This window comes from Arthrobacter jiangjiafuii (genome assembly GCF_018622995.1).
In the GTDB taxonomy this organism is placed as follows: Bacteria; Actinomycetota; Actinomycetes; order Actinomycetales; family Micrococcaceae; genus Arthrobacter_B; species Arthrobacter_B jiangjiafuii.
In genome coordinates, this window is record NZ_CP076022.1 from 2,188,383 (window position 1) to 2,211,810 (window position 23,428).

General features: G+C 66.4%; 21 protein-coding genes. 11 read left to right on the plus strand and 10 right to left on the minus strand.

Annotated features, from left to right (window positions below):
* Nucleotides 1-70 precede the first annotated feature (70 nt).
* Complete coding sequence (locus tag KKR91_RS10295) at nt 71-724, plus strand: response regulator (RefSeq protein ID WP_273544716.1); 654 nt, start codon at nt 71-73, stop codon at nt 722-724.
* Here the strand turns inward: KKR91_RS10295 and hisS are convergent.
* A complete protein-coding gene (gene hisS, locus KKR91_RS10300; RefSeq protein ID WP_210229278.1) occupies nt 721-2,094 on the minus strand; it encodes a histidine--tRNA ligase in 1,374 nt (457 codons plus the stop codon). The genes KKR91_RS10295 and hisS overlap by 4 nt on opposite strands.
* Nucleotides 2,095-2,285: 191 nt before the next feature.
* On the opposite strand from hisS, the gene KKR91_RS10305 reads away from it, so the two are divergent.
* From KKR91_RS10305 to KKR91_RS10315, 3 genes are all read left to right on the plus strand, one after another.
* On the plus strand, nt 2,286-3,101 hold the full coding sequence (locus tag KKR91_RS10305) for a peptidylprolyl isomerase (RefSeq protein ID WP_237687343.1): 816 nt from the start codon (nt 2,286-2,288) through the stop codon (nt 3,099-3,101).
* A gap of 53 nt (nt 3,102-3,154) precedes the next feature.
* Nucleotides 3,155-4,603 (plus strand): DUF349 domain-containing protein, encoded by a 1,449-nt coding sequence (locus KKR91_RS10310; protein WP_210229282.1) that lies wholly within the window; start codon nt 3,155-3,157, stop codon nt 4,601-4,603.
* A 102-nt stretch (nt 4,604-4,705) separates the two neighbouring features.
* Nucleotides 4,706-5,365: a hypothetical protein gene (locus KKR91_RS10315; RefSeq protein ID WP_210229284.1), complete on the plus strand. Its 660-nt coding sequence runs from the start codon at nt 4,706-4,708 to the stop codon at nt 5,363-5,365.
* On the opposite strand, the gene KKR91_RS10320 is transcribed toward KKR91_RS10315, so the two are convergent.
* The 8 genes from KKR91_RS10320 to KKR91_RS10355 all read right to left on the minus strand — a co-directional run bounded on the left by KKR91_RS10320 (nt 5,332) and on the right by KKR91_RS10355 (nt 14,814).
* On the minus strand, nt 5,332-7,824 hold the full coding sequence (locus tag KKR91_RS10320; RefSeq protein ID WP_237687344.1) for a RelA/SpoT family protein: 2,493 nt from the start codon (nt 7,822-7,824) through the stop codon (nt 5,332-5,334). The two genes, KKR91_RS10315 and KKR91_RS10320, sit on opposite strands and share 34 nt — an antisense overlap.
* 165 nt (nt 7,825-7,989) lie before the next feature.
* Nucleotides 7,990-9,039, minus strand: coding sequence for a protein translocase subunit SecF (gene secF, locus KKR91_RS10325; protein ID WP_420481389.1), 1,050 nt, complete (start codon nt 9,037-9,039; stop codon nt 7,990-7,992).
* 2 nt (nt 9,040-9,041) lie between these two features.
* Nucleotides 9,042-10,757 carry a protein translocase subunit SecD gene (gene secD / locus KKR91_RS10330; protein WP_210229286.1) on the minus strand — a complete coding sequence of 572 codons (1,716 nt, stop codon included), beginning with the start codon at nt 10,755-10,757 and terminating at the stop codon, nt 9,042-9,044.
* Nucleotides 10,758-10,849: 92 nt separating this feature from the next.
* The gene (gene yajC, locus KKR91_RS10335) at nt 10,850-11,332 is read right to left on the minus strand and encodes a preprotein translocase subunit YajC (protein WP_210229288.1); all 483 of its coding nucleotides are present in this window, start codon (nt 11,330-11,332) and stop codon (nt 10,850-10,852) included.
* Between the two features lie 278 nt (nt 11,333-11,610).
* Nucleotides 11,611-12,702: a Holliday junction branch migration DNA helicase RuvB gene (ruvB, locus tag KKR91_RS10340; protein ID WP_210229290.1), complete on the minus strand. Its 1,092-nt coding sequence runs from the start codon at nt 12,700-12,702 to the stop codon at nt 11,611-11,613.
* A gap of 1 nt (nt 12,703) precedes the next feature.
* Nucleotides 12,704-13,333, minus strand: a complete 630-nt coding sequence (ruvA, locus tag KKR91_RS10345; RefSeq protein WP_210229292.1) for a Holliday junction branch migration protein RuvA — start codon at nt 13,331-13,333, stop codon at nt 12,704-12,706.
* Between the two features lie 112 nt (nt 13,334-13,445).
* A complete protein-coding gene (gene ruvC, locus KKR91_RS10350) occupies nt 13,446-14,051 on the minus strand; it encodes a crossover junction endodeoxyribonuclease RuvC (RefSeq protein WP_210229294.1) in 606 nt (201 codons plus the stop codon).
* Between the two features lie 7 nt (nt 14,052-14,058).
* Entirely contained in the window at nt 14,059-14,814 is a 756-nt protein-coding gene (locus KKR91_RS10355; protein ID WP_210229295.1) for a YebC/PmpR family DNA-binding transcriptional regulator, read from the minus strand.
* Nucleotides 14,815-15,447: 633 nt separating this feature from the next.
* Here KKR91_RS10355 and KKR91_RS10360 point away from each other — a divergent pair.
* The 3 genes from KKR91_RS10360 (at nt 15,448) to KKR91_RS10370 (ending at nt 19,469) form a co-directional block, all read left to right on the plus strand.
* Nucleotides 15,448-16,719: a Mur ligase family protein gene (locus KKR91_RS10360; protein WP_210229297.1), complete on the plus strand. Its 1,272-nt coding sequence runs from the start codon at nt 15,448-15,450 to the stop codon at nt 16,717-16,719.
* Nucleotides 16,716-17,480 carry a type 1 glutamine amidotransferase gene (locus tag KKR91_RS10365; protein WP_210229299.1) on the plus strand — a complete coding sequence of 255 codons (765 nt, stop codon included), beginning with the start codon at nt 16,716-16,718 and terminating at the stop codon, nt 17,478-17,480. Before KKR91_RS10360 ends, KKR91_RS10365 begins: the two co-directional genes overlap by 4 nt.
* 150 nt (nt 17,481-17,630) lie before the next feature.
* Nucleotides 17,631-19,469, plus strand: coding sequence for a hybrid sensor histidine kinase/response regulator transcription factor (locus KKR91_RS10370; RefSeq protein ID WP_210229301.1), 1,839 nt, complete (start codon nt 17,631-17,633; stop codon nt 19,467-19,469).
* Here KKR91_RS10370 and KKR91_RS10375 read toward each other — a convergent pair.
* Entirely contained in the window at nt 19,446-19,865 is a 420-nt protein-coding gene (locus KKR91_RS10375) for a GlcG/HbpS family heme-binding protein (RefSeq protein ID WP_210229303.1), read from the minus strand. The genes KKR91_RS10370 and KKR91_RS10375 overlap by 24 nt on opposite strands.
* Nucleotides 19,866-20,045: 180 nt before the next feature.
* Here KKR91_RS10375 and KKR91_RS10380 point away from each other — a divergent pair, with 180 nt between their 5' ends.
* From KKR91_RS10380 to dhaK, 4 genes are all read left to right on the plus strand, one after another.
* Complete coding sequence (locus KKR91_RS10380) at nt 20,046-20,909, plus strand: class II fructose-bisphosphate aldolase (RefSeq protein ID WP_210229305.1); 864 nt, start codon at nt 20,046-20,048, stop codon at nt 20,907-20,909.
* 2 nt (nt 20,910-20,911) lie between these two features.
* Nucleotides 20,912-21,709, plus strand: coding sequence for an HAD-IA family hydrolase (locus KKR91_RS10385; RefSeq protein WP_210229306.1), 798 nt, complete (start codon nt 20,912-20,914; stop codon nt 21,707-21,709).
* Entirely contained in the window at nt 21,706-22,338 is a 633-nt protein-coding gene (gene dhaL, locus KKR91_RS10390; RefSeq protein ID WP_210229308.1) for a dihydroxyacetone kinase subunit DhaL, read from the plus strand. Before KKR91_RS10385 ends, dhaL begins: the two co-directional genes overlap by 4 nt.
* Before the next feature lie 73 nt (nt 22,339-22,411).
* The gene (dhaK, locus tag KKR91_RS10395) at nt 22,412-23,407 is read left to right on the plus strand and encodes a dihydroxyacetone kinase subunit DhaK (RefSeq protein ID WP_210229310.1); all 996 of its coding nucleotides are present in this window, start codon (nt 22,412-22,414) and stop codon (nt 23,405-23,407) included.
* The last annotated feature ends 21 nt before the right edge of the window (nt 23,408-23,428 follow it).

The window sequence follows — 23,428 nt, forward strand, 5'->3', positions numbered from 1 at the left end:
CCCCGGTGCCGTCCCAGGTCCCGGCGTCCCAGGTCCGGCCACGCCGGGACCCGGCGCACCGCTGCGGATCCTGCTGGCTGATGACCACGCGGCGATCCGCAGCGGCCTGCGGATGATCCTGGAGACGGTGGGCGGCTTCCAGGTGGCCGGCGAAGCGGCCGACGGCGCCACGGCAGTGACAATGGCCCGCGCGCTGCGGCCGGACGTTACGCTGATGGACATCCGGATGCCCGGAACGGACGGCATCGCGGCAACCGCGGCAATCGCTGACGAACAACTGTCCTCGGTGCTGGTACTGACCACGTTCGACATCGACGAATACGTCTTCGGCGCCCTGCGGGCCGGAGCCGCCGGGTTCCTGCTGAAGTCGGTTGAGCCGGGCGAGCTGGTACGGGCGGTGAAGTCAGTGGCCGACGGCGACAGCGTCCTTTCGCCCGAAGTCACGGGACGGCTGATCGCGGCCTTCGTTTCCGGCGCAGGCCCGGGCCGGGCCCGCACCGGAGCAGGCCGGGAAACCCCCGCGATTCCGGCCGAACCGCTGACCTCCCGCGAGGAAGCGGTCCTGGCCTGCCTTGGCGAGGGCCTCTCCAACCACCAGATCTCCCGCAGGCTGGGCATCGCCGAAACCACGGTGAAAACGCATGTCTCCCGGGTGCTGGCCAAGCTCGGGGTCCAGTCCCGGGTCCAGGCCGCAATCGCGTTCCACGGCCGCGCGGGGAACTAGACGGCGGACTCCACGGCGTCGTCAGCTTCGCGCACCTCGGTGACCTGGACGAAAAGGTCCTCGGCCGGCGGGGTCCAGGTCTGCGGATCGGCCGGTACCTGCTCGCCGGAACGGATGTCCTTGACCTCGTGGCTGCCGTCTTCGGCGGTGAACCAGACAAAGGGAATGCCGCGGCGGTCGGCGTACTTGATCTGCTTGCCGAACTTCTCCGCCTTGGCGGCAACCTCTACCGGAATTCCGTGGCCGCGCAGTGCGGCGGCGATGTCCTGGGCTGCGGACCAGGAGTCGTCGGTGGCCAGCGTGACCAGGACGGCGGTGGGGACGCTGCGGTTCGCCTCGGCGAAACTCTGGCTCAGGATGCGCATGACCAGCCGGGTAACGCCGATGGACAGGCCGACGCCGGGGAAGGTCCGGCTGCCCTTGGCGGCCAGGGAATCGTAGCGGCCTCCGGAGCAGATCGAGCCCAGGGATTCGTGGCCCACCAGGACTGTCTCGTAAACGGTGCCGGTGTAGTAGTCCAGGCCGCGGGCGATACTCAGGTCCGCCACCACCTTGCCCGGAGCCCGCTTCACGGCTTCGCCGATGACCTGGGACAGCTCGTCCAGGCCTTCTTCGAGCAGGTCGTTGCGCACACCCAGGGCGCGGACCTGCTCCACGAAGGAGAGGTCCCCGGCCCGGATGGAGGCCAGCTTCAGGGCTGCCTCGGCCTGTTCGGCGGTGGCACCCAATTCCTCCTGCAGCAGCTCGGCAACGCGGGCTGCACCGATTTTCTCCAGCTTGTCGATGCTGCGCAGCACCCCGGCGGTGTCTTCCAGCCCGATGCCCCGGTAGAAGCCTTCGGCCAGTTTGCGGTTGTTGACCCGGATCTTGAAGTCGGGGATGGGCAGGGCTCCCAGCGCCTCGGCAATCACCAGCGCCAGTTCGACGTCGTACCGGAACGGCAGTTCGCCGTCGCCCACCACATCGATGTCCGCCTGGGTGAACTCGCGGGCACGGCCTTCCTGCGGACGTTCCCCGCGCCAGACCTTCTGGATCTGGTAACGGCGGAACGGGAAGGCCAGGTGTCCGGCGTTCTCCACGACGTAGCGGGCAAAGGGAACCGTGAGGTCAAAGTGCAGGGCCAGCTGGTTGGGATCCTGCTTGCCGGCGGCTTCACCCTCTTCGGCCTGCAGCCGGCTCAGTGCGTAGACTTCCTTGTCGATCTCGCCCTTGCGCAGCAGCTGTCCAACGGTTTCCACCGCACGGGTTTCAATATTGGTGAAGCCGTGCAGTTCAAAGGTGCGCCGCAGGACATCCAGGACATGGAGCTCAACCAGGCGCTCCTGCGGCAGCCATTCGGGGAAACCGGACAGTGAGGCCTTGCGTGCCATGCGGGCGAGCTCCTTCGGGAAGGTGTGGGGACGTGCTGCAGGGAAACCGCCTGCCGGCGTGCCTAAACTAAGTGCGGCAACTCATTTTAGGTCTTCCGCGCGCGCCAAGGCGAACCGGCCGGCCCGCAGCTGCCCGCGCCGGCTCTGAGCGGGCGCGCGTCCGAATGCCCGTCCGCCACCCAGGAGTACCGGTGACCGCCTCCCGCCAGGACCGTGAAACCCGCCGCCGCATTGCCCGGATGCAGGCCCGCCGTGCGCTGCTGCAGAGCCAGGCGAAGCGCCGCAAACGCGACAATATCTTTGCCGCCACGGCTGCCGCGCTGGTTCTGGCACTGGCTGTGGCCCTGCAGGTGGCGTGGTTTTCGTCGAATCCGACACCGGCGGAAAACGAGCTCATCGAGCGGCAGGCCGGCACTCCCGAGGCGACCGCCGATCCCACCGAATCGGCCAGTCCTGCATCTGACGGAAACGCCACGAACATCCCGGACCCGTCGGCAGCGGAGGGCCGTGTCTTCTCCGGGACGCTTGCCACCAGCGCCGGCGAACTGGGTGTGGAACTGGACGGCAACGCCGCTCCCCAGGCGGTGGCAGTGTTCAGTTCGCTGGCCGAGTCCGGGTTCTTCACCGGCAAGACGTGCCACCGCCTGACCACCGCTGACACGATGGGCGTGCTGCAGTGCGGCTCGCTGGCCGGCGACGGCGCGGGCGATCCGGACTATCAGTGGGGTCCGGTGGAGAACACCCCGGCCGACGGCCGCTACCCGGCCGGGACCATCGCCGTCGCCCGCGGCGGTACGGCTGACAGCAACGGCACCCAGTTCTTCATTGCGTACAAGGACTCGATTATTCCGCAGAATACGGGCGGCTACACGATCATGGGTAAGCTAACCTCAGGGCTGGATGTCCTGGACGCGGTCGCCGCGCAGGGAGCTGTGAAAAACGGCGCAGCCACACAGGACGGCCAGCCGAAAACCCCGGTGACGATAGACTCGTTTACCCTGAAGTAAATGGCAGTGCGGGCTTCGTACACTGCCAAACCTCGAGTGAAAGACTTTTAGCGGTGACAGACAGTCAGAAATCCGACGAAACAGCTTCCGGGCCCGTCCCGGAAACTCCCGAAACTCTACGGCCCGCAGTGCCCAGCCCGGCAGCCTTGGCTGCCCGGCATCCCGCACCTGCTGCACCCGCGCCGGGCAGCCCGGCTCCGGCCGCAGCACCCAAGCCCGCAGTTGTGGCTCCCCCGGTGCGTTCCACCTCGCTTGAAGAAGCTGCCCGTTTCGCACGGGTCGAGGAGGACGGCCACGTCTTCCTGATCGTGGACGGCGAAGAATTCCCCGTGGGCCAGTACCCCGATGCCAGCCGCGACGAAGCGCTGGCGTACTTCGTGCGCAAGTACGACGACGTCGCCGCCCAGCTTGCGCTGCTTCAGGCCCGGGTGCAGGCCAAAGCCCCCACCACCGACATGCACAAGACGCTGAAGCACATCGCCGAGCAGGTGGCCGAGCGCAAGATGGTTGGCGATGTGCGGGCCTTGGACGCGCAGATCGAAGCCCTGGGTGCGAGCATCAAGGAGGCCGAGGCCGCCGAGCGTGCCGAGGCCGAGGCCGTGAAGGAACGCGAACTCGCGGCCCGCGAGGCGATTGTCGCCGAGGCCGAGGAAATCGCTGCGAAGGACCCTGCCACAACCCAGTGGAAGACCAGCAGCAACCGGATGAACGAGCTGTTCGAGGCCTGGAAGGCGGCCCAGAAGAACGGCCCGCGCCTGGGCCGCGGCAATGAAGACAGCCTGTGGAAGCGGTTCCGTTCCGCCCGCACCGTCTTTGACCGTCACCGCCGCGCCTACTTCTCCCAGCTGGACAGCGAGAACACCGCTGCCAAGCGGGCCAAGGAAGCGCTGATTGCCCGCGCCGAGGAACTGGCAACGTCCACTGACTGGGGCAACACGGCTGCCGAGTACCGCCAGCTGATGGATGAGTGGAAGGCCTCCAAGCGGGCCAGCCGCAAGGATGACGACGCTCTCTGGGCCCGCTTCCGCGCTGCCCAGGACACCTTCTTCGCTGCCCGCCAGGCGGCCAACGAGGTCATCGACGAGGAGTTCGCAGCCAACCTGATCGTCAAGGAAGAACTGCTGAAGGAAGCCCAGGGCATCCTTCCGGTCCGCGACCTCACGGCAGCCCGCAAGGCGCTGAACTCCATCCGCGACCGCTGGGAAGAGGCCGGCAAGGTTCCGCGCGCCGACATGGGCCGGATGGAAGCCGGGATCCGCAAGATCGAGGAAGCCGTCAAGGCAGCCGAAGACGAGCACTGGCAGAAGAGCAATCCGGAAACCAAGGCCCGCACCAACAGCGCCCTGAGCCAGCTTGAAGCCACGATCGCCTCCCTGGAGGAGGATCTGGCCGCAGCCGAGAAGAACGGCAACACCAAGAAGATCGCGGATGCCCGCGAAGCCCTTGAGGCCCGCCAGCAGTGGCTGGCCATGCTGCAGAAGTCCGCAGAGGACTTCTCCTAACAGCTGGCTTTTCCGCACCCCGGCCGAAGGCCCGGTACCCCGTTTTCCACACACGGGGTGCCGGGCCTTTTGTTTTGGCCGGGCACCGGCAAGGGTGGGGGCATGCCGGCAACCCTGTTCCCCTACCCCGGCGTGCTGCCGGAGACCACATCCACTGGAGGCGCGCTCTTCACGGCGGGCGGGATTTTCTCGGCAGTGGAACTGCGGGCCATGGAAATGGACGGGCTGCTGCGCCGGGTCTATGGCGAGACCTATGTGCGGTGGGACATCTCCCCGGATCCGGTCTGCCGGGCGTTAGCGGCGGCCGCCTGCCTGCCACCGAAGCAACGGCCACGGATCATGCTGGGGCGGCTCACGGCGGCCTGGGTATACGGCTGCGCTCCCCCGCCGGCCAGGCTGGCGCTGCTGGTGGACCATGGGCGGCGTATCACTGCCTTGGCCCCCTTCAGCCCTGCGGTGCTGCATGAGGTCCGGCTGGGACCGGCCGACGGCATGGACATCGCAGGAGTCCGCGTCAGCACCCCGTTACGGACGGCCTCAGACCTCGCACGCCACGGACCGGAAGAGGAATCCATGCAGGCGCTGCTGGCCCTGGCCGCCGACCCCGCACTGAGCTGCCCACTGGGGCATGTACGGGCCATAACGGCCGCCGCGCCGCGGCTGCCGGGCAAGGCCGCGGCCCTGGACCGGCTGGACCGTGCCATCGCCCTGGCGGCTGGGGATCCGGGTCAGACCCGGCGGCGCGAGCCTGTGGTCCGGTAGACGTCGAACACGCCGTCAATCCGCCGCACAGCGCTGAGGATGTGGTCAAGATACTTCGGATCGCCCATTTCAAACACGAACTTCGACATGGCTACGCGGTCGCTGGACGTGTTCACGCTCGCGGAGAGGATGTTCACGTGGTTCTCCGACAGCACCCGGGTGACATCGGAGAGCAGGCTCTTGCGGTCCAGTGCCTCCACCTGGATTTCCACGAGGAAGACCGAGGACTGCGTGGGTGCCCAGTCCACCGCAACAATGCGGTCCGGCTGGTCCCGCAGTTCCTGCACATTGCGGCAGTCGCTGCGGTGCACTGACACGCCCGAGCCACGGGTGACAAACCCGATGATCGGATCCGGCGGCACTGGAGTACAGCACCGCGCCAGCTTCACCCAGACGTCGCCCACACCGCGGACCACAACGCCGGAGTCCGAGAACTTGGGCCGCCTGGCCGCCGTCGAGACCGGTGTTTCCGCCAGGTCCTCCTCGGCGCCCTGGTGGCCGCCCATGAGCGAGACCAGGTGCTCGATGACGTTCTGCGCCGAGGTGTGCCCGTCGCCGACCGCGGCATACAGGGCGGAAATGTCCTGATGGTGCAGTTCCTGGGCCACGGCGAGCAGCGCGTCATGCGTCATCAGGCGCTGCAGCGGAAGGTTCTGCTTGCGCATGCCGCGCGTGAGCAGGTCCTTGCCCTTGTCGATGGCCTCTTCGCGGCGTTCCTTCGTGAACCACTGGCGGATCTTGTTCCGCGCCCGGGGGCTCTTGACGAAGCCCTGCCAGTCCTGGCTGGGCCCGGCCCCCTCGGCCTTGGAGGTGAAGATCTCCACCCAGTCCCCGTGCTGGAGCTCGCTGTTCAGCGGCACCAGCTTTCCGTTGACCCGGGCGCCGATGGTGCGGTGGCCCACTTCGGTGTGCACGGCGTAGGCGAAGTCCACCGGCGTCGAGCCGGCGGGAAGGGCCATGACCTCGCCCTTCGGCGTGAAGACAAACACCTCGCGGGCGTTGATCTCGAAGCGCAGCGAGTCCAGGAACTCATCCGGATCCGAGGTCTCCTGCTGCCAGTCCACCAGGGAGCGCAGCCAGCCCATGTCATTGTTTTCGGAGCCGGCGGGACTCTTGGAACCGTCCTTGTACTTCCAGTGCGCCGCAACACCGTATTCCGCGCGGCGGTGCATGTCATGCGTGCGGATCTGGATTTCCACCGGCTTGCCGCCGGGGCCGATCACCGTGGTGTGCAGCGACTGGTACATGTTGAACTTGGGCATCGCGATGTAGTCCTTGAACCGCCCGGGAAGGGGGTTCCAGCGCGCGTGCAGCGCACCGAGGGTGGCATAGCAGTCACGGACCGAGTCCACCAGGACGCGCACGCCCATCAGGTCGTGGATGTCGTCGAAGTCCTTGCCGCGGACAATCATCTTTTGGTAGATCGAGTAATAGTGCTTGGGGCGCCCGGTGATGGTGGCCTTGATCTTCACCGCGTGCAGGTCATCGGCGATCTGCGACCGGACGGTGCCCAGATACTTCTCACGCTCCGGCGTGCGGTCTCCGACCATGCGGACGATCTCGTCGTACACCTTCGGATGCAGGGCGGCGAAGGACAGGTCCTCAAGCTCCCACTTGATGGTGTTCATACCCAGCCGGTGGGCCAGCGGGGCGAAGATTTCCAGGGTTTCGCGGGCCTTGCGGGCGGAGGACTCCTGCGAAACGAACCGCCAGGTGCGGGCGTTGTGCAGCCGGTCCGCGAGCTTGATGACCAGGACCCGGATGTCCTTGGCCATGGCGACCACCATCTTGCGCACGGTCTCGGACTGCGCGGCGTCGCCGAAGGTCACCTTGTCCAGCTTGGTGACACCGTCAACGAGCATCGCCACTTCCGGACCGAACTCGCGGCGCAGCTCATCCAGGGTGTAGCTGGTGTCTTCGACCGTGTCATGCAGCAGGGCGGCCGCCAGGGTGGTGCCCGTCATGCCGAGCTCGGCGAGGATGGTGGCAACCGCCACCGGGTGCGTGATGTAGGGATCGCCGCTCTTGCGCTTCTGCCCCTCGTGGCTGCGCTCTGCCACAAGGTAGGCGCGCTGGATCAGGTCGAGGTCCTCTTTGGGATTGTTGACCCTCACGGTGCGGAGCAAGGGCTCCAGCATGGGCGAATAGCCGGCGTTGCCGCGGCCGGCGAGGCGGGCCAGGCGGGCACGGGTGGAGCCACGGCGCGCGGGAGGCTGCTTACCGGGCGCTGCGGCCGGAGCCGGCGCGGAAGAAGCCGGGGCTGCAGGGGCCGGTGCCGGTGCCGCGTCCTTGCCGGCCGCTGAACCGGCGCCGGGGGCGGGTGTGACCGCGGGCCCCGGTTTGGGCGCAGGAGTAACCGCAGCTCCGGGGCCCGTCGTACCGGGTTTTCCCGCTGCCCGTTCCTGGCCTGCCTTCTCGGCAGGTGCCACGTTCTCGCCCACCGCTGCCCTCTCTGTCATGTGTCCGACCTTTTCCACCTTAAGCGCTCTGATTCCCGCGAGTCACGCCGCGCAGCGGACTGGTCTTGCTCAAGTCTATGCCTGCCCCCAGATGGGCCTTAACCGGCCGGTTCCGCACCCCGGGCGGGGTGCGGAACCGGTGCGGCGGATTTGGTGCCCGTGCGGCTAGCTGCCGGCGGAAACCGCAGGCGTTCCGGAGGAGGCTTCGTCGGCAATTGCCGCCGCTTCCTTGGCCTCCTGCGCCCGCCGGTCCGCCACACGCTTGGCCTGCCGGACGATTTCGGGCTCGTTGCGCCGCAGCCAGGCGTACATCGGTGCAGCCACGAAGATGGTGGCCACGGTGCCCAGGATGATGCCGATGAACAGCGCCAGCGACAGATCCTTCAGGGTGCCCGCACCGAGCAGGAATGCGCCGATGAACAGCACGGATGCGACCGGCAGGACGGCCACCACCGAGGTGTTGATGGACCGCACCAGGGTTTGGTTCACCGCCAGGTTCACCTGTTCCATGAAGGTGCGCTTGGTGCTCTTGTCCAGGTTCCTGGTGTTTTCCCGGACCTTGTCGAAGACCACCACCGTGTCATACAGGGAGTAGCTCAGCACCGTCAGGAAACCGATAATGGCCGACGGCGTCACTTCGAATCCACTGAGGGAATACAGGCCGGCCGTGGTCACCATGACCACCAGCAGGGCGGTGACAGCGGCGAGCGACATTTTCCAGGTACGGAAGTACAGGGCCATCAGCACGGCGGCCAGTGCCACGAAGACAATCAACCCGATCAGGGCCTGCCGGCTCACATCCTGGCCCCAGGTGGGGCCGATGAACGTGGAGGTGACCTGGTCTTCGTTCACGTCGTAGGCGTCGGCCAGGTTGCCCTTGATTTCCAGGGTCTGGTCGTCGCTGAGCTGCTCGGTCTGCACCCGGATGGTGCCGGGCGCGATGTTGGTGATGCGTGCCTCGCTGGCCACGTCGCCAACCGCTTCTTCGCCGGTGGTGATGTCGGTGTTGGCTGCACCGGAGACGGTGAATTCAGAGCCGCCCCGGAAGTCGATGCCGAGGTTGAACCCGCCCTTGACCACCGGAACGAGGATGGAGAGGATGACGGCGACGGCGGCAATCAGGAACCAAAGCCTGGCCTTGGGCACAAACGGGTAGGAACGCTTGCCGGTGTAAAGCTCGTTGCCGAAAGTGGCAAATCTGGGCAGCTTGCTCATTCCTAGCCCTCCTTTTCTGTGCTGGGACCGGATCCGGCCAGTGAATCCTGCTTTTCGGCCAGGCGTCGCTCGGCAATGGTCATGCGCCGCTCGGCCTCCTTCGCTGCTGCCTTGTTCTTGGTGCGCACCGGGGCTGCACCCGGTTCCCGGATCCGTCCGGCGCCGCGGTACAGCGGCACCGCACCCAGGCGGGTGGTGTCCAGCCCGGACCACTTATGGCCCTCGCCGAAGAACTTGGTCTTCGCGAGCAGCACCATGGTCGGATGCGTGAACATGAACACCACAATCAGGTCGGCTACTGCCGTCAGGCCCAGGGTGAAGGCGAAGCCGCGGACGTTGCCCACGGCCACGAAGTAGAGCACGACGGCGGCGAGGATGTTCACTGCCTTGGAGGCCAGGACCGTGCGCTTGGCGCGCTTCCAGCCGTTGTCGACGGCGGAAACCAGCCCGCGCCCGTCGCGCAGTTCATCGCGGATGCGTTCGAAGTACACGATGAAGGAGTCTGCGGTCTGGCCGATGGCAACGATCAAACCTGCCACGCCGGCAAGTGAGAGGCGGTAGTTCTGCGACCAGCCCAGCAGGCAGATGGCCAGGTAGGTCAGGACGCCGGCCACCACCAGCGAGATGATCGTGACGAAGCCCAGGGCGCGGTACTGGAACAGCGAGTAGACCGCCACCAGGGCCAGGCCGATGAGGCCGGCGACGAGGCCCATCTTGAGCTGGTCGGCGCCCAGGGTTGCCGAGACCTGCTGCTCGCTCTGGATCTCGAAGCTGATCGGCAGTGCACCGTACTTCAGCTGCTCGGAGAGCGCCTTCGCGGATTCCTGCGTGAAGTTGCCGGTGATGCGGGGCTTTCCGTCGGTGATGACGCCCTGCACGGTGGGAGCGGAGATGACCTGGCCGTCCAGCACAATGGCGAACTGGTTGTGCGGGTCACCCTGCTGGAAGGCAAAGAGCCGTTCGGTCACGGTGCGGAAGGTGGAGGTGCCTTCGCCGTTGAACTCGATGTTCACGCCCCACTCGTTGATCGAGGCGCCCTGGCCGCTCTGGGACATGCCGAAGGTGGCGTCGGCAATGTTGGAGCCGGGAACTTCCACCGGACCAAGAATGTACTTCGCCCCGGTGCCCGGTTCGCAGGTGATCAGCGGCTGGTCGGCCGGAGCCGCTTCCGTCGATGCTTCCAGCGTGGCCGGATCCATGCAGTTGGTGCTCTCAAATTCGCGGTACAGCTCGGGGGTGATCCAGTTGTCGTCCGAGGCGTTGGCCGGTTCCGCGGCAGGCGCCGGAAGCTGTTCTTCCGGAAGCGGCGTCTCGACGGGGCCGCCGGCGGCGATCGCGAGGACCGGCCGGAATTCCATCTGGGCCGAGGCCTGGATCAGGTCACGCGTTTCGGCGGACGGAACTCCAGGCAGTGACACCACAACGTTGCGCCCGGACTGGGTGGTGATCTCCGCTTCGGAAACACCGCTGCCGTCCACACGCTGGCGGATGATCTCCACCGCCTGGTCCAGCTGTTCCTGGGTGATTTCGGAGCCGCCCTGCACCTGCGGGGCGAGGATCATTTCCGTGCCGCCCTCGAGGTCAAGGGCAAGTTTGGGGGTCCAGCTGGCGTTGCTCCACATGGAACCGCCGCCGAGCAAAAGGGCCAGAGCAGCAAAAATGACGCCCAACCAGAGGAGCGTCTTTTTTGCGGCCGAGCCGGGGCCGGTACGAGGCATAGGGGATAGTCCTTATAGGGGTGAGACACCGGAGGCGTAGTTGACCCCGGCCAGCCTGCGGAAGGCCGTCCCTCCGCAGGCTCGTGGAGAGTCTAGTTCTCTTTGTTCTTTTCGAGGTTCAGGCGCTCGAGTGTTTCCTCGGGAGTCTCGTCGGCGCGGGACACCGACTCGTTGCCGGTGAGGGTCCCTGAAGCGGCCGGGGCGTCGTCGTTCCGGTCAGCGGCAGTGATGGACGAGGCGTCGTCGGGAACAACCGGAGCGTCTTCGGCGGCAGCCGGCTCCTGGGTGACGACCTTCGTCAGTGCCTGCAGGTGAACGGTGGCGGTGTTGCCCGGGGACAGTTCCAGGACCGCTTTGTTTTCCTCGGAGTTGATGGAGAGGATGGTTCCGAACAGACCGAACTGGGTCATGACCTCGGTTCCGGGAACCATCTGGGTCCGCTGCTCCTGAACAGTCTTCTGCGTCTTCTTCTGCTTGCGGAACATCATGAAGATGAACAGTGCCAGCAGGATCGGCAGCAGCAGACTGGAGAACGTAAATCCGCCGGTGGTCTGTTCGGCGGTGTTTTGGGCCATGACGTTTAAGAACACAGAGTGGTTCCGTTTCTGTTGTGGAAATGATGTGCGGGTTGTACTGGAGCGGCAGCTTCGGCCGTGCCGGCGCCTGCCGCCTCGGAAAGCACCCGGGCGCAAGTGCCAGGGCCAACGAATGCCAGTCTAAGGTAAAACGCTCACGGCGGCGGATAAGTTTCTTCCCGCTCAGCATTGTCCTCCCGGAGCCCTCCGGCCTCAAGCCGGGGCGCGGCCTGGGGCCGGCGGGGTTTCCGGTGCCGGCGTTACGCGTTTTGGCCGGGTTACAGGCTGTCGGCGTCGGAATCTGCCGAGGTGTTGCTGCCCGGTCCGGAGAACATGTTCTCCGGCAGCCCGGCCGCAACGTGGTCGGGCATCTGCAGTCCCAGGTGCTCCCACGCTGCACGGGTGGCGACGCGGCCGCGCGGGGTCCGGCCCAGCAGCCCTTCGCGCACCAGATAGGGTTCGGCGACGGTTTCCACGGTCTCCGGTTCCTCGCCGACGGCGATGGCGAGCGTGGACAGGCCCACCGGTCCCCCGTTGAACTTGGTGATGAGCGCGCGGAGCACGGACCGGTCCAGCCGGTCCAGGCCGCGGGCATCCACTTCGTACATGTCCAGGGCTGCACCGGCCGTGCGTGCGTCGATCTGGTCCACGCCGTGTACCAGGGCCCAGTCCCGGACCCGCCGCAGCAGCCGGTTGGCGATGCGGGGCGTTCCCCGGGATCGGCCGGCAACTTCGGCGAAACCGGCCGAGTTGACCTTCATGTCCATCAGCATGGCCGAGCGGCGCAGCACCAGCTCCAGCTCGGCGGTGGAGTAGAACTCCAGGTGACCGGTGAAGCCGAAACGGTCCCGCAGCGGTCCGGGCAGCAGCCCGGCCCTGGTGGTGGCCCCCACCAGGGTGAAGGGCGGCAGGTCCAGCGGAATAGCGGTGGCGCCGGCGCCCTTGCCCACGATGATGTCGACCCGGAAGTCCTCCATCGCCATGTAGAGCATTTCCTCTGCCGGCCGGGACATCCGGTGGATTTCGTCGAGGAACAGCACCTCGCCTTCGGTGAGTGAGGACAGGATGGCTGCCAGGTCGCCGGCGTGCTGGATCGCCGGGCCCGAGGAGATACGCAGCGGCGCGTTCATCTCGGCGGCAATGATCATGGACAGTGTGGTCTTGCCCAGGCCCGGCGGGCCGGAAAGCAGCACATGGTCGGCGCTGCGGCCGCGCAGCCGGGAGGCCTCAAGGACCAGGGAAAGCTGCTCGCGGACCCGCTTCTGCCCCACGAAGTCGTCCAGGTTCTTGGGCCGCAGGGCGGCTTCGATCGCCTTGTCGTCCGGGTCAGGGGTGGCGGCAACCAGGCCGTCGCCGGGCTGGGCGCTCACGCTAGTTCACCTGCCGGCGGGGTGCGCGGGCGCGGGCGCCGTCGGTGCCCAGGCGGCGCAGCGTCAGTTTCAGGATTTCGCCCACGTTGCCGGCGGCGGCGATTTCCGGAGCCTCGGCGACGGCGGCGTCGATGGCCGCAGTGGCGTCCTTCTCCGTCCAGCCCAGGCCGGTCATGGCAGCCAGCACCTGGTCCTGCCAATGCGCGGCAGCGGGATTTTCGGCAGTGCCGAGCGGCACCAGCTTGTCCGCCAGTTCCAGCACGATGCGGCGGGCGCCTTTGGGCCCGATGCCGGAAACCTTGCTGAAGGCCTTGTCGTCGCCGGTGGAAGCAGCCACACGGATGGCTTCCGGCGTGTGGACGGCCAGGACCCCCAGGGCGATCCGCGGGCCAACGCCGGAGACGCTGAGCAGGGTTTCAAAGACTTCGCGCTGGTCGGGGTCGGTGAAGCCGTAGAGGGTCATCGAGTCCTCGCGGACAATCATGGCCGTCTGGACCAGTGCTTCCCGGCCCACATGCAGGGAGCCGAGGGTTTGCGGCGTGGCCTGGACCAGCATCCCCAAACCATTAACGTCGATCACTGCCGAGTGCAGGCCAACGTGCGTTACTGTCCCGCGCAGGGATGCGATCATGACAAAACTCCAGGGGCTGTATAGAACATATCTACGAATACCCTACTGTGCGCGGGGCGGATTCCCCGGTTCCGGCGCGCTGCGGAGCAGGCGGTCCGGGGTGTGCGCAGGCTCAGCGCCGGGCCCGGGCTTCGGCTTCGGCCCAGAGACGCTGGGCCGGGGTGAGGCCGGCGGTGGGCGGCCTGGCGATGGCCCGTGCGCCCGAGGCGGATCCCGCCGTCGTCTGTCCCGGTCCTGCCACGCCGCGCCGCCAGGCGTGCGTGAGGGCCAGCGCCAGGGCGTCGGCGGCATCTGCGGGTTTGGGCGGCGCGTCCAGCCGCAGGATTTTGGTGACCATTTTGCCCACGGCGTCCTTGTTGGCGCCGCCGGATCCCGTGACCGCCGCCTTGACCTCGGTGGGAGTGTGCAGGGCGACCGGGATGCCGCGGCGGGCAGCAGCCGCGATCACCACTCCGGAGGCCTGCGCGGTACCCATGACGGTGCTGACATTGAGCTGGCTGAAAACCCGCTCCACGGCCAGGACATCGGGTTTGTGGGTGTCCAGCCAAAGATCGATTGCCTCGGCAATGACCAGCAGCCGCGCGTCCAGGGCGGTTCCCGCCTCGGTGCCGACCACGCCAACGGCCACCAAGGTGGCGCGGCGGTTGCGCTCGACGTCGACCACGCCCAGGCCGCACCGGGTCAGGCCCGGGTCAACACCCAGGACGCGCAGGCTCACCCGCGGCTCAGTCGTCTTCGAGCTGGGCGAAGACCTCGGCCGGAATGTCGGCGTTGGAGTACACGTTCTGGACGTCGTCCAGGTCCTCCACTGCGTCTACGAGCTTCAGGAACTTCCGGGCGTTGTCGGCGTCCAGCTCCACATGCATGGAGGGAAGGAACTCGGCTTCATCGGTGTCGTACTCGATGCCTGCCTCGTCGAGCGCGGCAACGACGGCCCGCAGGTCTGCTGCCTCGGAGACGATCTCGAAGTTCTCTCCGGATTCCTTGACCTCGTCGGCGCCGGCGTCGAGCACTGCCATCAGGAGGTCATCCTCGGTGAGGTCCTTCTTGGGCAGGGTCACCACGCCCTTGCGGGTGAACATGTAGGCCACCGATCCGGGGTCCCCCATGTTGCCGCCGTTGCGGGTCACCGCCAGGCGCACCTCGGAGGCGGCGCGGTTCTTGTTGTCGGTGAGGCACTCGATCAGCAGTGCGGTGCCCTGCGGGCCGTAGCCCTCGTACATGATGGTCTGGTAGTCGACCGCTTCACCCAGCAGGCCGGCGCCGCGCTTGACCGCGCGGTTGATGTTGTCGATGGGAACAGAGGTTTTCTTGGCCTTCGAGACGGCGAGTTCCAGGCCGGGGTTCCCTGCCATGTCGGCGCCGCCGGCGCGGGCGGCAACTTCGATGTTCTTGATCAGCTTGGCGAACGACTTGGCACGCTTGGCGTCAACGACGGCCTTCTTGTGCTTGGTGGTTGCCCATTTAGAGTGGCCCGACATGCTCTACGCTTCTCCTCTGATCATCTGGATAAAGGTTCGTGGACCTGAGCTTCCCCCGGCTGCTTCCGCATGGAAATCTCCGAAGGGAACGAGGTAGACAGCAGGTTTCCCGAACGCACTGCCCCAATTCTAGCGACTTCAACCGTCAGCAGGCGCATGACCGCGGCCTAAGTTCGATACCGCGGCCGGTGCCGGGGCCTGGTCCCGTGGCCTGCGGGTGGCTCAGCAAGGGTTCAGGAAGAGTCCGAGAACGGCCCGACGCCGGACAGTTGGGCGGCAAACGCGCCGCACCTGCCCTCTCGACGCCAGGGGCCGGAGCGTGCCCGCCATACCTGCACACTCGGTGTCCGGAGCTGGCGCAAACCCGCTGTGCCTGCACCCTCGGCAGGAATTTTCCACGAGTGTGCAGATCTGCCGGGTTCGGCTTCTTCAGTGTGCAGATCTGGTGACTGGATCGCACCGATACCCGCCGTACCTGCCCTCTCGGCGCCGGGGACCTGCCCCAAACCCGCCGTACCTGCGCACTCGGCGTATCGAACCGCCGCCCTGCACGGATTGGACGCCGCCGGACCGCTGCGCGATGCGGCCTGCCGGGGAGGGCCGTGTGGGCTCGTTGCGATATATTCATACACCATGAGTTCTTTCTCCATCCTGATTGGCAAGCTGGTCCGCAGTGCCTCAAAACTGCGCGGCGGCGGCTCTGCGCTGCCCGGTCTGGTGGTGGAGAAAATCGACCCGGATTTCATCCGCCGCACCCTGGCAGACCTGCCGCTGGGCGTGGCGGTGGTCTCCGGCACCAACGGCAAGACCACCACCACCAAGATGGTGGTTGAGCTGCTCGAATCCCAGGGCATGAAAGTCTTCACCAACCGCACCGGCAGCAACTTCACCCGCGGTGTCGCTGCGGCCCTGTTGGGCGAGGTGGACTGGCGCGGACGCCTGGATGCCGACGTCGCCGTCCTGGAACTGGACGAGGCGCACGCCGTGCACTTCGTGAAGCTGATCGCGCCGCGCTATTCGCTGCTGCTGAACGTGCTCCGCGACCAGTTGGACCGTTTTGGCGAGATCGACAAGACCACACGGTTGCTCGAAGCCATTGCCCGGGCGACCACCGGCACCGTGGTGCTCAACCGCGAGGATCCGCGCGTTGCGTCCATCGCGGAGTCCCTGGACGGCCAGGACGTCCGCTACTTTGGCCTCGATTCCTCACTGCGCAGCACCTTCCCGAACGACGACGAGATGCGCGGCTCCAAGGCCGAGGCGCTGGCGGCGGTGCTTCCCGCCGACGTCGTCCTTGAACGCGTGTCCGAAACCGATGCCGACTTCCGCGTGGATGACGCGGTGGTCACCACCGGCCTGAAGCTGCGCGGGGTCTACAACATCTTCAACGCCGCCGCCGCACTGGCGCTGGCCCGCGTCATCACCGGTCCGCAGGTCAACTCCGAGACCCTGTTCACTGCCCTGGCGCAGGTGGAGCCGGCCTTCGGGCGCGGCGAATCCCTGGTGGTCAACGGGCAGCCGCTCGAGCTGGTGCTGGTGAAGAACCCCAGCGGCTTCCGGCTCGGGCTGAAGTCCTTCGCGGCGCACGGCTATTCGACCATGATCGCGATCAACGACAACTATGCCGACGGCCGGGACATGTCCTGGCTGTGGGACGTGGATTTCGAAACCCTCGCCCAGGGCGGCGTGGACATGATCAGCGGATCCCGCGCCTATGACATGGCCCTGCGCCTGAAGTACGACGATGTGCCGGTGGCGGACATTGATCCGGACATCACCGAGGCACTGAAGAAGTTCATCAGCGTTGCCGGCCAGAGCCCGATGCGGATCTTCTGCACCTACACGGCCATGCTCGCGGTGCGCCGGGAACTTTCCAAGATCACGACAGTAGAGGTGGTCTCATGACCGAGGACCAGAGCGCAGCCGAAGAGAAAAGCATCACCATCCTGCAGCTGTATCCGCGAGAGATGAACATCTACGGCGACTGGGGCAACGTCCTGGTCCTGAAGCAGCGCCTGAAATGGTACGGCTACCGGGCCAACGTCCTGGAATACAACGTGGGCGACGAGTTCCCCGCCGGGGTCGACCTCCTGGTGGGCGGCGGCGGGCAGGACAGCGGGCAGGTGGTCATCCAGGATGACCTGCAGGCGCTGGCCCCCACCCTGCGGGCCATGGCAGAGGACGACGTTCCCATGCTCGCGATCTGCGGGCTGTACCAGCTTTTCGGCCGGTTCTTCAAGACGCACACCGGCACCGTGATCCCGGGCATCGGCCTGCTGGACCTGGAAACGCACGGCGGCACCGAGCGGCTGATCGGCAACGTGCTCTCGGTCAGCGAGGAGTTCGGCGAGATCCACGGCTACGAAAACCACAGCGGCCAGACCTTCCTGGGCCCGGGCGTCAAACCGCTGGCCGAGGTCCGCAAGGGCGAAGGCAACAACGCCAAGGACAACTTCGAGGGCGCCCGCTACCGCAATATCGTAGCCAGCTACCTGCACGGCTCGCTGCTGCCCAAGAACCCTGCCATTGCGGACTTCCTGATCAAGGCGGCAGCGATCCGCAAGTACGGCAGCTTCGAGCCGGCCCCGCCGTCGGCGAAGGACCTGGAGGAGCTGGCGAAGCTCTCGGAGCTGGCACGGCAGCACGCCGGGCAGCGGCCGCGGTAACCAACCTGCGTGGGGGCTGCGCCGGCGGCCGCAGTTTCAGCCACCTGAGGTCCATGCTCCCTACGGGTGTCAAGGCTTTACGGGCAAGCTATTCTGAGTTCCCGAGCGCAGCGTTGCGCCGCAGGAGACAGGTGCCGTCCGTTGCTTCCCTTGCCCCGCATCACCCACAGCCGCCTAAGCCGCGCCCCGTTCCCGGAACTGGTCCGCATCACCGAACTCGCCGGCGACCTCGCCGGGCAATTCGAACTGGTGCCCCTCCTCGAACGCGTGCTTGGGCATGCCGTCGCCCTCCTCGGCTGTGAGAGCGGATCCATCTCAATCGTGCACGAAGCCGAGGGGTACTACCGCAAGGAAGTGGACCAAGGCGTCGGCTGCCACCAGGGCCAGACGTTTTCGCTGACCGAAGGCCTTACGGGCCAGATCGTCACGACGCGGGGAACGGTCATCCTCGACTGCTATGCGTCTGTGTCTGCAGGGCATATCGCTCCCGACGATCCGAGGTGGCGGAGCGCCGTCATCGGAGTGCCGATTGCGTGGGACGGCGCCATTATCGGTACCTTTGCCATCTTCAGCAACGGCCCCGGCCGCGTCTTCACCGCCGAAGAGGCCTCCCTTGTGGAACTCTTTGCCGACCACGCCGCCATCGCCATCATGAACAGCAGGCTCCATCAGGCCGCCGCGGCAAAGGAGCGTGAAGCCGCGGTCGCCGGTGAACGGGAACGGGCTGTGCAGGAGGTCCACGAAACCATCGGCCGGTCGCTGGGCTCGCTCCTGCTCCACCTCGACCGCGCAGACAAGGCGACGCCGGGCGGCTCTCCCTCGATTGCGCACATCGACTCCGCACGTGTGCTCGCCCACGAGGCTCTCTTCGAGGCCCGGCGCACTGTGCTTGGCCTCGCTCCTTCCAGCCTTGCCGGCACCACGATCGAGGAAGCGGTTCGGCAGGAAATCGACTCGGTGAGTGCCGGTCATCCCATCGCCATTACGTTCCTCGTCACCGGCGAGCAGCACGATCTGGCGCCCGTGGTGGCGCACCAGCTCTTCATGGTGATCAAGGAAGCCGTGGCCAACGTCGTCGCCCACTCCCGTGCCACCACTTGCCGGATCGGGATCTTCTACGAGCAAGCAGGCTTGACGATCGTCGTGGAGGACAACGGGTGCGGATTCCGGCCCCCGAACCCCGCGACCGGCCTGGGAAGCACACAGGGCAGCCAGCTCGGCCTGCACGGCATAGCCGCCCGCGCACACTATCTGCGGGGCGAGCTCCAGGTGGACTCAACGCCGGGCTGGGGTACCGGCATCCGCGTACAGGTGCCGTATTCCTCCAACGGCGATGCGTCCCGGGAACGCTGGAAAGTGCTGGTGGCGTGCACCCAACCTCTCATCCGGGCAGGGCTCGTCCGGCTGCTCGAAACCTCCGAGCCGTCCGTGCAGGTCCTCGGCGAGCTCAGCACGTTGGAGGACCTCACCGAATCGGTGTCGCTGCTCCAACCGGACCTGGTTGTCCTCGATGACCTCCTGCTGCGCCAATATGCGCAGGTGCGGTCAACCGGCGGTGAGACGGTCGAGCGGCCCGTCGTCGTTGTTATCGATTCCCCGACCGATGAGCAGCTGGCACTTTCGGCGTCGTCGGGCGTGCGGGGCTTCATCACTTTGTCCTCGACTCCCGCCGAGGTGGCGCGCGTCGTCGTTGCGGCCGCCCGCGGGGACGCCCTGCTGAACGGGACGATCTTCAGCCGCCTCGCGGAGGGCCGCGACGCCGCTGAGCCGGGCATGAACATCCCCCGCCTGACCGCCCGGGAACAGCAGGTGTTGAACCTCCTGGCCGAGGGCCTGGCAGACAAGCAGATCGCCACGCGCCTTGGCATCTCCGTGAAAACGGTTCAGAAGCATGTGGGCGCAATGCTTCGGAAGACCGGTGCCCGCAACCGCACCATGCTGGTGACCGGAGCAGCAGGACCAGCCTCAGAAGGCGGCCGCGCCCGCTGAGGCGACCTCCTGGTCCTGCTCAACGGTGCCGGTGGAGACGCCGATGGCGCCCATGATGCTGCCATCGCGCACCAGCGGGATGCCGCCCGGGAACACCGCGAGCCGGCCGCCGTGCGCGTCATTCAACCCGTAGATAGGACCGTCCGGCCGGGTGACGCCCTGCAGGTCGCCGGTCTCGCACTGGAACGCGATGGCCGTGTAGGCCTTGTTGATCGCGATGGTGATACTGCCGATGTTGGCGCCGTCCATCCGGACGTGCGCCTTAAGGTTTCCGCCGGCGTCGACGACGGCGATGTCCATGGGCTGGCCGATTTCCGTGGCCTTCGCTGCGGCGGCGTCGATAACGCTGCGGGCTTCCTTGGAAGTGATGGTCTCGAGCACTGATCCCTGCGGCATGGGTGTCCTTCGCCATTGAAGTGGAAGACGTGACGGCCGGTCGGCCGTGCCCCATTCAACCACCCATACCGCGCACCGGCGAGGTGGTGAATACCCCCAGAAGGAGGGAGGGATAACACCCATTCCGGTGCGGAGGCGGCGCCCCTAGCATGGGCTGAATCCAAGCCAGGAGGAAGCGTTGTGGGCGTTGTACCGCTGAAGGAAACTGTTGATCCGGCGTTCCGGGAGCGCTACGGCGTGCCTGCCATCAACATCTTCAACGACCTGACTATGGAGGGCGTGCTCGCAGGTGCCGTGGAGGCGAACTCGCCTGTGATCCTGCAAACCTCGGTCAAGACCGTGCGCAGCATCGGGTCGCGGGTCCTCTTTGACATGTGGCAGTCGATGACGCGCGGCATCGAGGTGCCCGTCACGCTGCATTTGGACCATTGCCCCGACCGCGCGGTGATCACCGAGTGCCTCAAGGCCGGCTGGAACTCGGTGCTCTTCGACGCTTCCAACCTCCCCGTCGAGGAGAACCAGCGCCAGACCGTCGAGGTCGTCGCCGAAGCCCGCAGCTACGGCGCCCAGGTGGAGGGCGAGATTGAGGCCATCACCGGCGTCGAGGATGACCACGGGTCCGACGACGTCTCCAAGCAGCAGAGCCTCGACGTTGCACTCGCCTTCATTGATGCCACCGGGATCGATGTCTTCGCCCCCTCGATCGGCAACGCCCATGGCAGCTACAAGGCGGCACCCGTGCTCGACGCAGAACGCGTCACGCAGATCGTCGAAGCACGCAACGTGCCCATCGCCCTGCACGGCGGCAGCGGTCTCAGCGCCGAGCAGTTCACGGACCTCATCGCCCGCGGCTGCGCGAAGGTCAACATCTCCACTGCGCTCAAGGAGACGTACATGAAGTCCAGCCTGGCATTCCTCAAGGAGGCCGAGCAGAACAGCAAATGGGATCCGCCGTCGCTGTTCAAACACACCCAAGCCGATGTCGTCTCCATGGTCACCGGTCTCTGTGCGCAGTTCGGCAGCGCGGGCAAGGGCGGCCGCTGACTATGCCCGCCCTCATCTTCGACTGCGACGGCGTGCTCGCCGACACCGAACAGTACGGGCATCTGCCCGCCTTCAACCAGACCTTCGCCGACTTCGGAGTTCCCGTGCAGTGGTCGGTGGAGGAGTACGCCGAGAAGGTGAAGATCGGCGGAGGCAAGGAGCGGATGCGCAGCATCCTCACGCCGTCGCTCGCGCAAACGCTGGGCCTGCAGGACGACGACGCCGTCAACAGCGCGGTTCTCTCCTGGCATCGGCGCAAGACCGAGGTCTACAAGGCACTGGTGGAGAGCGGTATTATGCCCGCGCGGCCGGGCGTCGCGCGGATCGCGCGGGCAGCGCACGACGCCGGGTGGACACTGGCCGTCGCCTCCACCTCGGCAGAACCCGCTGTTCGTGCCGTCCTGGCACACACCGTCGGGGATGATCTCGCTGCGCACTTCTCCGTCTTCGCCGGGGACGTGGTGCCGGCGAAAAAGCCTGCACCGGATATTTACCTCTTCGCCCTCAAAGAGCTCGGCGCCGCACAGCCGGACGTGATCGTCGTGGAGGACAGCGCGAACGGGCTTCGTGCCGCCGTCAAAGCCGGACTTCGTACCGTCGTGACCGTGAGCGGCTTCACCCGCGAGGAGGACTTCACGGGCGCGGCACTCGTGGTCTCCTCGTTGGGCGATCCCGGGCGAGAACAGGCCGAGGTGCTCGCCGACCCGTATGGCGTCCATCCATCCGGCACCGTCACCCTCGCCACCCTGCGGGAGCTGCTTGTCCTCCCCGCCATGAGCCATGAAACGGAGACACCATGAGCAGCACTGATCTGGCCGACGTCGAGTTCGTTGTCCGCTCCCTGGCCCGGACTGCCGTCGACCAGGAAAAAACGTTCGGCGATCTTGACGCTGTGGTGGGCGACGGCGACCTCGGGTACTCCCTCGCCCGCGGCTTCGAGAAGGTCCTGGCAGATTGGGACTCGTTCAAGCGCGACGACGTCGCTACCTTCCTGCAGCAGATAGCGCTCGCCATCTCCAGCAGGATCGGCGGAACCTCCGGTCCGCTGTGGGGCACGGCGTTCCTGCGGGCGTCAGCTGCCGCAAAGACGACGGAGACGATCGACGGCCCTGCCGTTGTCGCCATGCTGCGCGGGGCCACCGACGGTATCAAGGCACGGGGCAACGCCGACCTCGGCGACAAGACCCTGCTGGACGCCCTGATACCCGCGACTGATGAACTCGAGCGCCAACTCGCGGCGGGCGCCTCGCCGGTGGCATGCCGTGCTGCTTTTGCTGCCAAGACCCGTGAGTGCGCCGACGCAACCTCGCAGCTGGAAGCCAGGCGGGGCCGGGCAAGCTACAGCGGAGAGCGCAGCATCGGTTCCCCGGACGCAGGGGCGGCGGCGGTCGCCATCATCGTCGAACGCATGGTCGCCGACTGGCCCTAATCCTTTTTACCCGCACCATTTTTACCCGCACCATTTTCAGTCCCTGCCAACTCACAACGACGTGGAGCCCCAAATGAAAAAGTTCGTCAACGATCCGCAGCAGTTCGTCCCGGATGTACTCGAGGGCCTCGCCCTCGCTAACCCGGACACCCTGAAGTACGTGCCGGAGTACAACCTGATCATGCGTGCCGACGGCCCGGACCAGAGCAAGGTCTCCATCATCCAGGGATCGGGCTCAGGGCACGAGCCGGCGCACGTGATGATCGTCGGTAAGGGCATGCTCGACGCCGCCTGCCCGGGCGACGTGTTCGCCGCGCCACCGCTCGATTACGTGTACGAGACCACCAAGCTCATGGCCTCGCCCAAGGGCGTGCTGCTGTTGGTGAACAACTACACGGGCGACAAGATGGTGTTCGAAATGGCGCAGGAGATGTCCTCAGCCGAAGGCATGGAGGTCAAGACGCTCTTCATCAACGACGACGTTTCCGTTGAGGACTCCACCTACACGATCGGCCGGCGCGGTGTGGCCGGTAACTTTTTCGTCATCAAGGCCGTGGCCGCCGCCGCCGAGCGGGGTGCGGGCCTTGATGAAGTGATCCGCATCGGCGAGAAGGTTAATTCCGTGACCCGGACGATGGGTGTTGCCCTGACCGCCTGCACTCCGCCGGCGAAGGGGAGTCCGCTGTTTGAGCTCGGCGAGGACGAGATGGAGATCGGCGTGGGCATCCACGGCGAGCCGGGCCGGCGCAGGGCGAAGATGATGGGTGCCAGCGAGATTGTCGAGGAGCTCCTCGACCCGGTGGTGCGTGACTTGCCCTTTGGTGATGGAGACCGTGTGGCGCTTATGGTCAACGGACTCGGCGGTACTCCGATCAGCGAGCTGTACCTGCTGTACGGGTTGGCGCACAAGCGTCTCGCGGATCAGGGCATCAGCGTGGGCCGCAGCTATGTGGGAGAGTACTGCACCTCCCTGGATATGGCTGGTGCGTCCATCACGCTGGTGAAGCTCGACGACGAGATCGAGTCGCTGCTGATGGATCCGGCGGAGATCCCCATCCGGGTCTTCTAGGTTCGGGCGGCGCCCAGGCAC